The organism is Rhizobium sp. CIAT894 (assembly GCF_000172795.2).
GTDB lineage: Bacteria > Pseudomonadota > Alphaproteobacteria > Rhizobiales > Rhizobiaceae > Rhizobium.
In genome coordinates this window covers 1,132,984-1,147,832 of record NZ_CP020947.1, presented here as the reverse complement: position 1 = coordinate 1,147,832, position 14,849 = coordinate 1,132,984, and the positions used below count along the sequence as shown (strand labels likewise).

Annotated in this window: 14 protein-coding genes and 2 pseudogenes; 6 read left to right on the top strand and 10 right to left on the bottom strand. The window is 62.5% G+C overall.

The genetic code is table 11. From position 1 onward, the window contains the following. Positions 1 to 343: 343 nt before the first annotated feature. The 6 genes and pseudogenes from RHEC894_RS33315 to RHEC894_RS05625 form a co-directional block, all read right to left on the bottom strand. Positions 344 to 592: pseudogene (locus RHEC894_RS33315) on the bottom strand (MarR family transcriptional regulator); the annotation flags it as partial. 165 nt (positions 593 to 757) lie between these two features. Then, a complete protein-coding gene (locus RHEC894_RS05645; protein WP_010068030.1) occupies positions 758 to 1,537 on the bottom strand; it encodes a class I SAM-dependent methyltransferase in 780 nt (259 codons plus the stop codon). A 161-nt stretch (positions 1,538 to 1,698) separates the two neighbouring features. Continuing rightward, positions 1,699 to 2,694, bottom strand: a complete 996-nt coding sequence (locus RHEC894_RS05640) for an NAD(P)H-quinone oxidoreductase (protein ID WP_085736569.1) — start codon at positions 2,692 to 2,694, stop codon at positions 1,699 to 1,701. Between the two features lie 109 nt (positions 2,695 to 2,803). Further along, on the bottom strand, positions 2,804 to 4,624 hold the full coding sequence (locus RHEC894_RS05635; RefSeq protein WP_085736568.1) for an EAL domain-containing protein: 1,821 nt from the start codon (positions 4,622 to 4,624) through the stop codon (positions 2,804 to 2,806). Between the two features lie 162 nt (positions 4,625 to 4,786). Beyond that, positions 4,787 to 5,026 (bottom strand): type II toxin-antitoxin system ParD family antitoxin, encoded by a 240-nt coding sequence (locus RHEC894_RS05630; RefSeq protein ID WP_085736567.1) that lies wholly within the window; start codon positions 5,024 to 5,026, stop codon positions 4,787 to 4,789. Positions 5,027 to 5,133: 107 nt separating this feature from the next. Continuing rightward, complete coding sequence (locus RHEC894_RS05625; RefSeq protein WP_085736566.1) at positions 5,134 to 5,730, bottom strand: HdeD family acid-resistance protein; 597 nt, start codon at positions 5,728 to 5,730, stop codon at positions 5,134 to 5,136. 140 nt (positions 5,731 to 5,870) lie between these two features. On the opposite strand from RHEC894_RS05625, the gene betI reads away from it, so the two are divergent. The 3 genes from betI (at position 5,871) to betA (ending at position 9,785) form a co-directional block, all read left to right on the top strand. Beyond that, entirely contained in the window at positions 5,871 to 6,467 is a 597-nt protein-coding gene (gene betI, locus RHEC894_RS05620; RefSeq protein ID WP_010067468.1) for a transcriptional regulator BetI, read from the top strand. Position 6,468: 1 nt separating this feature from the next. Further along, positions 6,469 to 7,932, top strand: a complete 1,464-nt coding sequence (gene betB / locus RHEC894_RS05615; protein ID WP_085736564.1) for a betaine-aldehyde dehydrogenase — start codon at positions 6,469 to 6,471, stop codon at positions 7,930 to 7,932. A 203-nt stretch (positions 7,933 to 8,135) separates the two neighbouring features. Beyond that, positions 8,136 to 9,785, top strand: coding sequence for a choline dehydrogenase (gene betA / locus RHEC894_RS05610; RefSeq protein ID WP_085736563.1), 1,650 nt, complete (start codon positions 8,136 to 8,138; stop codon positions 9,783 to 9,785). On the opposite strand, the gene RHEC894_RS05605 is transcribed toward betA, so the two are convergent. The 3 genes and pseudogenes from RHEC894_RS05605 to RHEC894_RS05595 all read right to left on the bottom strand — a co-directional run. Continuing rightward, the gene (locus RHEC894_RS05605) at positions 9,786 to 10,085 is read right to left on the bottom strand and encodes a type II toxin-antitoxin system RelE/ParE family toxin (RefSeq protein WP_010069506.1); all 300 of its coding nucleotides are present in this window, start codon (positions 10,083 to 10,085) and stop codon (positions 9,786 to 9,788) included. It lies immediately after the preceding gene. Further along, a complete protein-coding gene (locus RHEC894_RS05600; protein WP_085738866.1) occupies positions 10,082 to 10,363 on the bottom strand; it encodes a YlcI/YnfO family protein in 282 nt (93 codons plus the stop codon). Before RHEC894_RS05600 ends, RHEC894_RS05605 begins: the two co-directional genes overlap by 4 nt. Before the next feature lie 122 nt (positions 10,364 to 10,485). After that, positions 10,486 to 10,680 (bottom strand): annotated as a pseudogene (locus RHEC894_RS05595) (hypothetical protein); the annotation flags it as partial. A gap of 141 nt (positions 10,681 to 10,821) precedes the next feature. Here RHEC894_RS05595 and RHEC894_RS05590 point away from each other — a divergent pair. Next, positions 10,822 to 12,156 (top strand): chloride channel protein, encoded by a 1,335-nt coding sequence (locus tag RHEC894_RS05590; protein WP_085738865.1) that lies wholly within the window; start codon positions 10,822 to 10,824, stop codon positions 12,154 to 12,156. Between the two features lie 17 nt (positions 12,157 to 12,173). On the opposite strand, the gene RHEC894_RS05585 is transcribed toward RHEC894_RS05590, so the two are convergent. Beyond that, on the bottom strand, positions 12,174 to 12,620 hold the full coding sequence (locus RHEC894_RS05585; RefSeq protein WP_010069502.1) for an Rrf2 family transcriptional regulator: 447 nt from the start codon (positions 12,618 to 12,620) through the stop codon (positions 12,174 to 12,176). Positions 12,621 to 13,040: 420 nt separating this feature from the next. On the opposite strand from RHEC894_RS05585, the gene RHEC894_RS05580 reads away from it, so the two are divergent. Together RHEC894_RS05580 and cysD are read left to right on the top strand one after the other, a co-directional pair. Next, positions 13,041 to 13,781 carry a phosphoadenylyl-sulfate reductase gene (locus RHEC894_RS05580; protein ID WP_085738864.1) on the top strand — a complete coding sequence of 247 codons (741 nt, stop codon included), beginning with the start codon at positions 13,041 to 13,043 and terminating at the stop codon, positions 13,779 to 13,781. 114 nt (positions 13,782 to 13,895) lie between these two features. Continuing rightward, positions 13,896 to 14,849, top strand: a complete 954-nt coding sequence (cysD, locus tag RHEC894_RS05575) for a sulfate adenylyltransferase subunit CysD (protein ID WP_085736562.1) — start codon at positions 13,896 to 13,898, stop codon at positions 14,847 to 14,849.

Here is a 14,849-nt window from a genome sequence, read left to right as displayed (position 1 = left end):
TGACGGGATGCGGCAGGCATACCGCGTCGCGGCACGAAAGCCAACGGGGTTTAGGTCACGCCGGAATTCGGGCAACGACCGCTGGTGGATGTGGCGTGGATGCTCGGCTCAACGCCGAGCACGACGGAGGGTGGGGTAAACGTCTACGGCAAGTAAGCGTCTGCAGCAAGACGCGACGTGCGGCGGAGCAGCAGGTGGTTGCGCCTCCTTGGTCAAGCTCTGCCGCTGTGTCCGGGTCGTCGCGCCTCCTGCCTGTCGAGCCCCACCCTCCGTCGTTCCAGGCCTTGAGCCTGGAATCCATGCGCGGCGCGGCGCTCATCCAGGGAGGCTCCGTCGAACAACCCGTGATGCGGTAGGTGCAGCGCCGGGCGCCCAAGAGGATGTGTTCGCTGCGCTCGACGTCGGCGCCGAGGGCGGCACGGAAGGTTTTGAGTTTGGAGCGGCAGAAGCCGGCGCAGGCGGTCGCCGCTGCGCAGATCGGACAGTGGTTTTCGACCGGCATGAAGGAGCCGTCCGCCTCCTGCCAGTGATCGGCCATATAGCCCTCGCGGGCGCGGATGGCGGCAAGGCCTGCCTCGTCGATCCGGGCGGCATATCCGGGGCGCTGTCGGCGGCCTACTGGCTCTATCTGCTGATGGCGCTGCCGGGCGTTATCGCGATTGCGGCGGCGATGACGCTGAGAGGCAGCCGAAACTAAAAAAGGCGCCTCGGTTCGGGGCGCCTTTTACACCTTAACGCAGAGCCTATAGCCGTACTCTCAAGCGACGTTGCGCTCCGGTTCCGGCTGCTGCCGGACGGCCTGCTGCTTCACGCCGAGATAGAGGACGGAGCTGCGGCCGATGCCATAGGTATCGCAGACGTCGGGCGTCAGGAATTCGGTGACAGGAATTTGCTGGACAGCCAGACCGGCGCGCCGGATCACATCGATGAACCCGGACTTTGAGAAGAGACGCACATGGTCATCCTGGCCGAAATGCGCCCAGCGGCCTTCCGGCGTCGTCACTTTGGGATCTTCATGGGTGTCCTCGATCGACAGGCAGATCGGCGCCATCAGGATGGCGACGCTGTCCTGCTTGAGAACACGCCGGATTTCGGCGGTTGCCCGCACCGGATCCTCGACGTGTTCGAGCACGTGGGAGCAAAGCACGAAATCGAAGCTCTCGTCAGCATAAGGCAGGTTGTGGATATCAGCCTTGTCGTCCGCCTCGGGCAAATACATGTCACAGCTGCGGTAGAAGACATGCGGGTGAGTCTTGAGCCAGAAGGTCAAGGCGCGTCCCGGCGCAATGTCCAGGAAGCGGACGGGCTGCGCCTGATCAAGGCGCTGGAACACCGGCGTCAGGAACAGCGCGTAGAGCCTGTCGCGATCGGTCGAATGACAATTGGGGCAGCTATAAGCCTGATGATTGATTGTCTCGAATTCATCGACGCCATAGGGAAAGCCGTGCTCGACCGCCTTGTCGATGTAGTAGCGCGGAAGCGGTACGAAATGCGGAATTCTGTTGCGGCAGATGGGGCAAGCGTGGAATAGAGCCATTGCATTCCTCGTAGGGACCGTACAATGCGCAAGCAACACCACATCAAGATGCGCAGTTTCGGGGCCGAGTTTCGATCAGACGACTGTTCAACGAACCCGGAGACTCGCAAGCAGCCAGGATCAACTTCACTTTGCGCATGAATGCTGGTCCGAAGCTGACCTCAGAGGGAAAGCATGATCTTGCCGATATGGCTGCCGTCTTCCATCAGCCGGTGGGCTTCGGCGACCTCTTCGAAGGCGAAGACCTTGTGGATGACCGGGACGACAGAGCCCGCTTCCAGGAGCGGCCAGACCTGCGAGAGCAGATCGTCGCGGATGGCGCGTTTTTCCTCCGCCGTGCGCGGACGCATGGTGGAGCCAGTGACCGTCAGGCGCTTGACCATGATCGGCGCAAGGTTGAGCTTTTCGGCGATAGCGCCGCCGAGGAAGGCGATGATCGACAGGCAGCCGTCTTTTGCCAGCGCGGCGAGGTTGCGCTCGAAATAAGAGGCGCCGATCATGTCGAGGATGATATCGACGCCGTCGCCGGTCTCCGCCTTGATCACCGCCGCGAAATCCTCGGTCCGATAGTTGATCGCGCGCATGGCGCCGAGCTTCTCGCAAGCCTCGCATTTCTCGCTTGAGCCGGCCGTCACATAGACCTCGGCGCCGAAGGCGCGGGCAAGCTGGATCGCCGTGGTGCCGATGCCGCTGGAGCCGCCATGGATCAGCACCGTCTCGCCTTCCGTCAGCCCGGCCATCTGGAAGAGATTGGCCCAGACGGTGAAGAAGGTCTCCGGCAAAGCGGCCGCTTTCACCGCGTCATAGCCCTTTGGAAAGGGCAGGATCTGACCTGCCGGCAGCAGGCAATATTCGGCATAGGCGCCGCCATTGGCCAGCCCGCAGACCTTGTCGCCGATGCGATAGCCGCTGACGCTGGGGCCGATCGCGACGATTTCGCCGGCAAGTTCGAGGCCGAGGATCGGGCTTGCATCCTTGGGCGCGGGATAGCTGCCTTGGCGCTGGGCGACATCGGGGCGGTTGACGCCGACGGCCTCGGCGCGCACCAGGACCTCGCCTTGACCCGGCACGGGCAGCGGCCGCTTGGCGATCACCATCACCTCCGGCCCGCCGAAGGACTTGAGATCGACGAAACGCATTTGCTGAGGCAGTGACATGGCGCGACCCTCCCTGATCTGAGGCAACCGGAATAGATCAGCCCCGGAGGCTTGGGAAGGCTTGATGTGGCAAGGGCGTCAATTCGCCTCGCCTGCCGCCTCCTTTGCGTCAAGACGCGTGGCGCTCCAGGAGATGGAAGGCGAGGCCTTCGTCGCTCTCCTTGGCGGCCGATTTGATGACGGCGATCTCGGCGCTGACGCGGTTGATATCGTCGATGACAAGGCCTTCCGGCAGTTCGATCACGCCGATCGAGCAGCGCATCAGCGGAAACAGGGCTTCCGCGCCGGCGCGGTCGTGACCGAGGATACGGCCGGCGGCGCGGTGCTCGTCGGAATAGAGATCGAGCACGTCGTCGTGGAAATCGCCGATCAGCCGGTCGAGAATCTCGGTCAGCTCCTCCTGCGTCCAGCCGACGACGCCGATGAAGAAATCGTCGCCGCCGACATGGCCGAGGAAATGCCGCTCGGCGAAGAAATAGCGGCGCATCAGCGCGGCAAACAGCGAGATCGCGTGGTCGCCGAGATGGAAGCCATAGGCATCGTTGAACGGCTTGAAATTGTCGAAGTCGCAATAGCAGAAATGGCGGACCTCATCGCCGTCGCGGCCGGACTGACGCATGAAATCGCGAATGGCGCGATTGCCCGGCAGGCCGGTCAGCGGGTTCTGGTCCTGGGCGGTCTTCAGCTGCTTCTCGTTGATCACCTTGATCAGCGAGGCGGCGGAGACGACGCCGGCATAACGCATATTATCGGTCAGGATCAGGCAGTTGCTGCCTTCCATATTGGCAAAGATCGCCATCAGCTGCTCGGCATCGCTGTCGAGGCCGACGATCGGCGCCATTTCGACGAAATGCGAGATGGAGCGCTCATACATCTTGTTCTTCAGGAGATCGCGGCCGAAGGGCTGGTAGATATATTCCTTGAGATGATGCTCGTGGATGATGCCGCGCGGCTCGTCATTGGCGTTGAGGACGGGAAAGAAGGCCTGGCGCGGATTGCGGCGGAAGAGTTCGAAGACGCTGTCGATGCTGTCGTTCTCGTAAACCGCCGGCAGCAGCTCGATCTGCCTGCGGATGAGGATCTCATCGAGCGACTGGCTGCCCCGCTTGGTCTTTCCGAGTTCCTGCAGATGCGGGAAGGACGGCGCCAGTTCCGACATATGTGTCGTCGGGCGGGAGATGAACCAGCCCTGGACGAGGTCGACGCCATATTCGCGGCAGGCGATGAACTCGGCCTCGGTCTCGATGCCTTCGGCGATGACGCGGGTGCCGAGAACATGGGCGATATTGACGATGCTCTTCAAGAGATGGCGCTTGCGCGGGCTGCGGTCGATCTCGGCGACGAAATGCCGGTCGATCTTGAGATAATCGACGGGATGATCGCAAAGCAGCTTCATCTCGCCGTGGCCGACGCCGAAATCGTCGATCGCCAGCTTGAAGCCGGCCTTGCGCAGCTTCGAAACCAGGTCGGAAAATTCCGGCACGCTGGTATTGTCGAAACGCTCGGAGAATTCGAAACAGACGGAAGACGGCGGGATGCTGGCCTTGCGCAGGTGCTGCAGCAGGTTCTCGACCAGGCGCTCGCCATGCGGGATCAGCCGGACATCGAGATTGAGGAACAGCGTCGCCGTGGAGAAATTCGACAGCGTCGCGAATTTGGCGAGCGCCCGGCTCGCCAGCATCTGTTCGAACTGCAGCAACTGGCCGGCCTGATGGGCCTCGTCGAGGATTTCGACCGGCGTGTCGTAGCCGATGCGTTCCTGGCCGCGCATCAGCGATTCATAACCGAACACCGTGCCGGTCCCGGCCTCGACGATCGGCTGGAAGGCGTTTTCGACCACGAGCTTGGCCAGGGTGACGATCTGATCGCTGGCATAGCGGCGTAGCACGCCGGGCTCGAAGGCGGCGGACAAGGACGTTCCCGTCTTCATTGCGGGCCGATCTCCACTGTGACCTGTTCTTTTTCGTCAGGAACTTGCCGCAGAAGGATCAATGAACCCTTTCGCCAATGTGAAACTTTTGTGAAAGACGCAAGGGAACGCTACGCGTTCCGCGTTTATTCGAATCCCCCAATGCAATCATGTGCTTGCTGTTCAGGCGGAACGACGGCGCGCCGCCTCGTGATCGGCGAACATGTCGCCGACGCATCTGCCGCCGGACGGAGAAATCTCGTCGAGGACATCGGCCTTGAATTCGTTGAGCTTGCGGGCGGTATCCCAGAGGCGCAGGGCCTCGCGGACGACCTCGCTGCTGGAGGCATAACCGCCATTGTCGACGGCGGCACGGATGCCCGCTGCCTGTTGCGGAGAGATGGAAACGGTGACCATCGGCATGAACTTCCTCCCTTTTTTATTCAGGCAGAACCCTGCCTTTGGGGGACGCATGACCATTTGCGGCGATCGCATATACCCCTAAAGTTTAATCCCCTCTCACCCCCTTGTCAAAAAGAACGATCGGACAGCGGCGCAGGCGCACCACTTTCGGCAGGTCCATGGCGGATGCCGAGGCCGAAGGCGATCATCGTCCAGCCCTGGATGGTGAGGTCGGCGGCCAGGAACAGGCCGAGGATCCACAGGCTGTTGACCGGCCAGCCGAGAGCGATGACGAAACCGGCAAGCGCGGTGATGACGCCGCTTGCGACGATAAAGCGCCAGCGCCTGGTCGGTTTCATGCGCATGCCGACCCAGGTGCGGAAAACGCCGGCGATGACAAGCGCGAGCGAAAGAAACAGCGTCAGCGCCGCCGACGTCAGGATCGGGTTGATGAAGGCGCAGATGCCGGCGAGCACGTAGAGCAAGCCGCTCAGCATCCAGAAGAGCACGTGATCCCAGCCGCGGACCTGGAAGGCATGGACGAGATAGGTCACGCCGCCGAACAGCATGAGCATGCCGACGTAATAGACCGAGACGACGGTGGCGAGCATCAGATTGCCGAGCGCGATCAGGCCGCAGACGAGCAGCAACACGCCGAGACCGACGAACCAGATCCATTTCGACTGCAGCGAGGATGTGGGCACTGCGTTGAAGACATCGGCCATGGCGCACCTCCTGAATTTTGGAATATGTTGCAGCAATTTTTCAGGGAAAGATCTGATCTCGGTCAAATCGAGAAAGATTTTTGTTGATTGATCAATCAATCAAAAATACTCTGCCTATGAATTTCAGGGAGAATTGTCCGTTGCCGAAGGTCGGGATGGAACCGGTGCGCCGCAAGGCGCTGGTCGATGCAGCGCTGCGAGTGATCGGCGATCACGGCTCGCTTGCCGTCACCATGTCCGACATCGCCCGCCAGGCCGGCGTGTCGGCGGCGCTTGCGCACCATTATTTCGGCAGCAAGGAGCAATTGCTGATCGAGACCATCCGCTCGCTTCTGAGGCAGCTGCGCCGCGATACGGTGGCGGCGCTGAAGGCAGCCAAGACGCCGCGGGCGCGGCTTTCGGCCGTCATCCGCGTCAGCTTCCACGCCGACCAGTTCGCGCCCGACACGATTGCCGCCTGGCTTGCCTTTTATGCCGAAGCGCAGCGCTCGGAAGAGACGCGGCGTTTCCTGGTGATCTATGCCAGACGGCTGCGCTCCAATCTGCTTGCCGATCTCAAGGCGCTGCTGCCCGTCGACGCCGCAGAACGCATCGCCGAAGGCGCAGCGGCGATGATCGACGGGCTCTATATCAGGCAAAGTCTGAAATCCGCGCCGATCGGCATCGAAGCCTCGATCGCGCTGACGGAGGATTATGTGAACGCGCTTCTATCCACCACCTCCCCCAAGGACAAATGACATGAAAGCCCAGCCGAAAGCCTCGCACTTCATCGACGGCGAATATGTCGAGGACACAGACGGCACCGTCATCGAGAGCCTCTATCCGGCGACCGGCGAGGTGATCGCCCGCCTGCATGCGGCAACGCCTGCGATCGTCGAAAAGGCGATTGCGGCGGCCAAACGCGCCCAGCCGGAATGGGCGGCGATGAGCCCGATGGCGCGCGGGCGCATCCTCAAGCGCGCCGCCGAGATCATGCGCGAGAGAAACCGGGCGCTCTCCGAACTGGAAACGCTCGATACCGGCAAGCCGATCCAGGAGACGATCGTCGCCGACCCGACCTCGGGCGCCGACGCCTTTGAATTCTTCGGCGGCGTCGCACCCGCCGGGCTCAACGGTTCGCATATCCCGCTCGGCCAGGATTTCGCCTATACCAAGCGGGTGCCGCTCGGCGTCTGCGTCGGCATCGGCGCCTGGAACTATCCGCAGCAGATCGCCTGCTGGAAAAGTGCGCCGGCGCTGATCTCAGGCAATGCCATGGTGTTCAAGCCCTCGGAAAACACCCCGCTCGGCGCCCTGAAGATCGCCGAGATCCTGCATGAGGCGGGGCTGCCGAAGGGGCTCTTCAACGTCATCCAGGGCGACCGCGACACCGGGCCGCTGCTCGTCAACCACCCCGATGTCGCCAAAGTGTCGCTGACCGGCTCGGTGCCGACCGGCCGCAGGGTCGCGGCGGCGGCCGCCGGCAACCTCAAGCATGTGACGATGGAACTCGGCGGCAAGTCGCCGCTCATCGTCTTCGACGACGCCGATCTCGATTCGGCGGTCGGCGGCGCCATGCTCGGCAACTTCTATTCGACCGGCCAGGTCTGCTCGAACGGCACCCGCGTCTTCGTGCAGAAGGGCATCAAGGCCGAGTTCCTCAAGCGGCTGAAGGCGCGCACCGAAGCGATGCTGATCGGCGATCCGATGGATGAGGCGACGCAGATCGGGCCGATGGTCTCCTGGGCGCAGCGCGAGAAGGTGATTGCCTATATCGAGAAGGGCAAGGCCGAGGGCGCAACGCTGGTTGCCGGCGGCGGAATTCCCAACAACGTCTCGGGCGAAGGCTATTACGTGCAGCCGACCGTGTTTGCCGACGTCACCGACGACATGACCATCGCCCGCGAGGAGATCTTCGGGCCCGTCATGTCGGTGCTCGATTTCGACGATGAGGACGAGGTCATCACACGCGCCAATGCCAGCGAATTCGGCCTCTCCGGCGGCGTCTTCACCGCCGACCTCACCCGCGCCCATCGCGTCGTCGACCGGCTGGAGGCGGGCACGCTCTGGATCAACACCTATAATCTCTGCCCGGTGGAAATCCCCTTCGGCGGCTCGAAACAATCGGGCTTCGGCCGCGAGAATTCGCTGGCGGCGCTGGAGCATTATTCCGAGCTGAAGACGGTTTACGTCGGCATGGGGCCGGTACAGGCGCCGTATTGAACGGCGCAAGACGCTGCCCCTCACCCTAACCCTCTCCCCGCACGCGGGGAGAGGGGACGTGGCAAACGGGGCGGTCAAGAATGCCGAAACGGTGCGGCATATCCCTTCTCCCCGCGAGCGGGGAGAAGGTGGCGGCAGCCGGATGAGGGGCAGGCCCGGCGAACAAGCAGCCGGACGAAGGGCAAATCGAGAAAGACAAGACTATGCAAGCAGATTTCGTCATCATCGGCTCCGGTTCCGCCGGCTCGGCGCTTGCCTATCGCCTCTCCGAAGACGGCAAGAATTCCGTTCTCGTCATCGAGGCGGGCGGCAGCGATTTCGGGCCGTTCATCCAGATGCCGGCGGCTCTTGCCTGGCCGATGAGCATGAAGCGCTATAACTGGGGTTATCTCTCCGAGCCGGAACCCAACCTCAACAACCGGCGCATCACTGCGCCGCGCGGCAAGGTGATCGGCGGCTCCTCCTCAATCAACGGCATGGTCTATGTGCGCGGCCACGCCGAAGATTTCAACCGCTGGGAGGAGCTTGGCGCCAGCGGCTGGGCCTATGCCGACGTGCTTCCCTATTTCAAGCGGATGGAACATTCGCATGGCGGCGAGGAAGGCTGGCGCGGCACCAACGGGCCGCTGCATGTCCAGCGCGGCGGCTTCACCAATCCACTGTTTCGCGCCTTCGTCGAGGCCGGCAAACAGGCGGGTTTCGAGACGACGGAGGATTATAACGGCCGCAAGCAGGAAGGCTTCGGGCTGATGGAGCAGACCATCTTTGCCGGCCGCCGCTGGTCTGCCGCCAACGCCTATCTGAAGCCGGCCCTGAAGCGGCAGAATGTCGAAATCGTGTACGGCCTGGCGCGCAAGATCGTGATCGAGAACGGCCGGGCGACCGGTGTCGAAATCGAACGCGGCGGCAGGACGGAGGTGGTCAAGGCCAACCGCGAGGTGATCGTCTCGGCCTCCTCCTTCAATTCGCCGAAGCTCTTGATGCTGTCGGGCATCGGCCCGGGTCAGCATCTCAACGATATGGGCATCGATGTGAAGGCCGACCGGCCGGGCGTCGGCGCCAACCTGCAGGACCATATGGAATTCTACTTCCAGCAGGTCAGTACCAAGCCGGTGTCGCTCTATTCCTGGCTGCCCTGGTTCTGGCAGGGCGTGGCGGGGGCGCAATGGCTGCTGTCGAAGGGCGGGCTCGGCGCCTCCAACCAATTCGAGGCCTGCGCCTTCCTGCGCTCCGCGCCGGGGCTGAAGCAGCCCGACATCCAGTATCATTTCCTCCCCGTTGCGATCAGCTATGACGGCAAGGCGGCGGCCAAAAGCCACGGTTTCCAGGTGCATGTCGGCTACAACCTGTCGAAATCGCGCGGCAACGTGACGCTGCGCTCACCCGACCCCAAGGCCGAGCCGGTGCTGCGTTTCAACTATATGAGCCACCCGGAAGACTGGGAGAAATTCCGCCATTGCGTGCGGCTGACCCGCGAGATCTTCGGGCAGACGGCCTTCGACGCCTATCGCGGCCCGGAGATCCAACCGGGCGAAGGTGTACAGAGCGACGAGCAGATCGACGCCTTCCTGCGCGAACATCTGGAAAGCGCCTATCACCCCTGCGGCACCTGCAAGATGGGCGCCAAGGATGATCCGATGGCGGTGGTCGATCCGCAGACCCGGGTGATCGGCGTCGAGGCCTTGCGCGTCGCCGACAGCTCGATCTTCCCGCACGTCACCTACGGCAATCTGAACGGCCCCTCGATCATGACCGGCGAGAAGGCCGCCGACCACATTCTCGGCAAGCAGCCGCTCGCGCGCTCGAACCAGGAGCCCTGGATCAATCCGAGGGCGGCGGTCAGCGATCGATAGTCAGTGATAATCTTCTTCTCGCTGGTGACGGATGGCGAGGACGGTTACGGTCGTTTCGCCCGTCACTTTGAATAGGATGACGTATCCGGCCGAGCCGAAGGGTACGACGAGTTCGCGCAACAAGGGATCATCCTCAGATGCCCGTCTGGCCATAAGAGGAAAATCCTCAAGTATCATCAGCGCTTTCTGAATGGCGCCGATGCCGCGTTCCGCCAAATCCGGATTGCGTTCGATAAGAAAGTCTGAGAGCCGATCCAGATCTTCATAAAAGGTCTGGGTGTATCTCAGTTCGAAAGTCATTGCTGTTGCGCTGCTTTGCGGTCTTTAGCCTTTTCAAGCTTGTTGCGCATCAACTTCTGAACGTCATCCGTCGTGTAATAGACACCAGTCCGTTCCGCTTCCGCCAGACCAGCCAGACCCCGCGCGATGAACTCCGCCTGCGTCTTTCTATAATCGATCTGGCGGCGAAGAGAGTCTTCCATCAGCGACGATAAGCTCTCACCTTCTTTCAGAACGCTTTCGGCGGCAGCACGCAATTCAGGATCCACGCGAAGGGATGGGAGCGATGCAGTTTTCATAGCCTGCCTCATGCGTTGCATTTGCAATGCAATATGGCGGATCAACGTGTTTTATTCAACTCCCTGCACCGGCACAATTCATGCGCGGCAGCGACTGAGAAAATCTTGCCGAGTTCGACTTACCAGACGCCGTCATCGGCGGTCGCGACATCACGCGTCGGATGCGGTCCGCCCCATGATATTGTCTCGATGGTACCGCGAAGCTCGATCTGACCCGCCTCGACCCAGGACCAGCCGTGGTGGGCAGCAGCGCTCGTCGCAAAGGCAGCCGACAGACCGACGGCAGCCAGCACATGCTTTATCGAAAGTGCAAACATGGATCTTCTCCCTACCCGAATGGGCAGGCAGGCGGCGCATTGCGGCGGCGTGAAAAGCCATTTCACCAAATCTTGAAGAAAGAGGTGGTCCTCTCCCCGCAAACGGGGTTAGGAAGAGGCACAGTCAATATCCGCTCCGGCCTGCCAGTGTTGTACCGCAAGTCCCGACTTCTTCGCCGATCCCGTGTTCTCTGGGGTTCTCTCGCGCTCTGGCGTCCGCGGCTGATCTTTTGGTGCGGCGCCTTTGCGATCGGCATCATCAGCGTCGGCTTTGCCAGGCTTGCCGATCTCGCCCAGCGCGCCTTTGCCGGCCTGACCGCATCGGGCGAATGGGGCTTCCTGCTGCCGCTCGTCATCACGCCTCTCGGCTTCATGCTGTCGGCCTATCTTGCGGCGCGGTTTTTCCCGAATGCGCAGGGCAGCGGCATTCCCCAGGCGATCGCCGCGCGGCATCTGCGCGATGCGGAAGACCGCACCCGCCTGCTGTCGCTGCGGCTCGTCTTCGGCAAGATCGTGCTGACGGTGCTCGGCCTCCTCAGCGGCGCATCGATCGGCCGCGAAGGGCCGACCGTGCAGGTGGGCGCATCGATCATGCTGGCCGTCGCCCGCTTCGGCGGCATGGCGCAGGCCCGCGGCCTGATCCTCGCCGGCTCGGCCGCCGGCATTGCAGCCGCCTTCAACACGCCGCTTGCCGGCATCGTCTTTGCCATCGAGGAAATGAGCCGGACCTACGAATCGCGCGCCAACGGCCTTGTCCTGACCGCCGTCATCCTGTCGGGCCTTGCCGCGCTCGGGCTTGCCGGCAGTTATAATTATTTCGGCTCGACATCCGTTGCGCCGGCTTCGCTGCGCGACTGGGAACTGGTGCTCGTCTGCGGCATCGGCGGCGGCGCCCTTGGCGCTGCGTTCAGCGGCCTTGCGCTCCATGCCGGCCAGCATATCCGCCGTTTCGCGCAGCCGCAGCCGCTGCGGCGGATGGTGCTGCTGGCGGCCGTCTGCGGCCTTGCCGTCGCCGTCATCGGCATGCTCTCGGGCGGCACGACCTTCGGCACCGGTTACGACCAGGCGAAAGGGGCCGTCGAAGGCAACCCCCTGCCCCTGATCTTCTTCCTGGAAAAGCTGGTTGCCGGCTTCCTGTCGATGATTTCAGGCATTCCGGGCGGCATCTTCGCGCCTTCGCTTGCCGTCGGCGCCGGCTTCGGCAGCACCGTCGGCCAGCTGATGGGCAGCGGCATTGCGCTTGCGGCGATCCTCGGCATGGCCGGCTATTTCTCCGGCGTGGTGCAGGCGCCGATGACGGCCTTCGTCATCATTCTGGAAATGACCGGCGATCACCAGGCCGTCATCCCGATCATGGCGGTGTCGATGATCGGCTACATCACCTCGCGGCTCCTGTCGCGCGAGCCGCTCTACCACGGCCTCTCACGCGTGTTCATCGCCGCGGCGATCAGGGCGCGGCGGGCGGGAGCGGGATGATCTGGGAAAGCTGCCGATCAGGCGAGCAGCCGGGTGACTTCGGCGCTGTGGGCGGGCTGGGCGGCGTCGGCGATGGTCGTGGAGAACAGCACCTTGCGGGTGGCGTCGGCCACCTTGGCGAAGACGTGGCGGATCTGGCAGTTCTGTTCGCCGTCGCAATCGTCGCACCGGCGGTAGGCGGTGATCGACAGGCAGGGCAGCGGCGCGATCGGGCCGTCGACGATGCGCAGGATCTCGCCGAAGGTGATGGTGTGGGCAGGTTTGAGCAGGAGATAACCGCCCTGCTTGCCGCGGCGGCTGACGACGATGCCGTGATGTTTCAGGTCGAGCAGGATCTGTTCGAGGAACTTCTTCGGGATCTTCTGCTGTGCCGCGATATCGGAAATCATCACCGGTTCGTCGGCATCGGCATCGGCCAGAGCCGTCAGCGCCCGCAGCGCATATTTCGCCTTTTGCGTAATCATCTCAGACCATCGACACACACAGGCGGCGCGATTCTCCGCACCGCTACGGAAGTACTTTCGCCTCTATGGCACAACCAGCATGAACGGAATTTGAACGCGCCGGGGAAGGCCTTGAGGAACAAGCATTTTGGCCTTGTTTTTCACCCTCGGCCAACGTTCTGCAATCTACGCCAAAACGGTCCGTTTCGCACCTTTTTCGGCATCACTTCAGATTTCGGATTGACAGGCTACGTGTAACTCTACTATTTTTATAGACATACAAGCTGTTCGCGGGGATTTTTATCCTCGGGCGGCTGTTTTTTTTGCATTGCGGCAGCTTAGGAGAGATATTTGCTCCTCCGGCCGCAGCTTTCGAAATCCCTTTTTCTGTCCGATCCTGGATTGAACTGCGATACTCCGGTCAACAAAGGACAGGAATCTATGACTGTTATCAATTCGATTGCCGAAGCCGAGGCTGTGAATGACAGGCTGGCGGGTCTCGACCTGGCCGGGCGTCTGTCGCTGGTCTCGAGCCTCGGCGGCCGTGTGGTGTTCACCACTTCGCTCGGCATCGAGGACCAGGTGATATCAGCCGAGATCGGCACCCACCGCCTGCCGATCGATGTCGCAACGCTGCAGACCGGCCGGCTGTTTGCCGAGACGCTGGCGCTGATCGAAGAGACGGAAAGCCAGTACGACATCAAGATCCAGCGCTATGAGCCTGAAAAGGCCGATATCGACGCCTATGCGGCGCAATACGGCCTCAACGGTTTCTACGAGAGCGTCGAGGCCCGGCATGCCTGTTGCGGCGTGCGCAAGCTGAAGCCGCTTGCGCGCGCGCTCGAAGGTGCCACCATCTGGATCACCGGCCTGCGCCGCGGCCAATCCGCCAACCGCGCTGAAACGCCCTTTGCCGAATATGATGCCGAACGGCACCTGTTGAAGGTCAATCCGCTCGCCGATTGGGATCTCGAGGCGATCAAGGCCTTCGTTGCCGCAAACGGCGTGCCGGTCAACCCGCTGCATGCCCGCGGCTATCCCTCGATCGGCTGCGAGCCCTGCACCCGGGCGATCAAGCCCGGCGAGCCGGAACGCGCCGGCCGCTGGTGGTGGGAGCAGGACGAGACGCGCGAATGCGGCCTGCATGTCGCCGAAGAAGCTGCGGCGATCGCCGCGGTATAATCAACTTCACGGCTATCCCAATTCAAGGCGCGGCGACCGCCGCTGCCTTGGGAAAGCCAACATCAAGGAATTGTTTGCGGGCCGCCGCAAACGACAGACAGCCTGGAGTAAGACATGCCCGATAGCCGTCCGGATACGGAACTCAGCAATCCCCAGAGCACCAAGGCGCCGCTCGACCCGCATCTGAAGGCGCTGGAAAACGAATCCATCCATATCTTCCGCGAGGTCGCGGCCGAATTCGAGCGTCCCGTCATGCTCTATTCGATCGGCAAGGATTCCTCGGTGCTGCTGCACCTGGCGCGCAAGGCCTTCTATCCCGGCCGCGTGCCCTTCCCGCTGCTGCATGTGAATACCGGCTGGAAATTCCGCGAGATGATCGCCTTCCGCGACGAAACCGCGAAGAAGTACGATCTCGACCTGATCGAGCACATCAATCCGCGCGGCGCGGCCGAAAACATCACGCCCTTCACCCATGGTTCGGCCGCCTTCACCGACATCATGAAGACCGAAAGCCTGCGCCAGGCGCTCGATGCCGGCCAGTTCGACGCCGCTTTCGGCGGCGCGCGCCGCGACGAGGAGGCAAGCCGCGCCAAGGAGCGCATCTATTCCTTCCGTACCCCCGACCATCGCTGGGATCCGCGCAACCAGCGGCCGGAACTCTGGAACGTCTATAACGGCATGATCCGCAAGGGCGAGAGCGTGCGCGCCTTCCCGCTGTCGAACTGGACGGAAGTGGATATCTGGCGCTACATCCAGGCCGAGGACATTCCGCTGGTGCCGCTCTACTACGCCAGGAAGCGGCCGTTCGTGGAGCGCGACGGCATGATGATCCTGGCCGAGGATCCGCGCCTGGAACTGCTGCCCGGCGAAGTGCGCCAGGAAGGCATGATCCGCTTCCGCACGCTCGGCGATTTCCCGCTGACCGGCGCCATCCGCTCCCAGGCGACCACCCTCGAAGAGGTGATCGCCGAACTCGAAATTGCAACGGTGTCCGAACGCCAGGGCCGCGCCATCGACCGCGACCAGTCCGGCTCCATGGAAAAGAAGAAGCGTGAAGGATATTTCTGA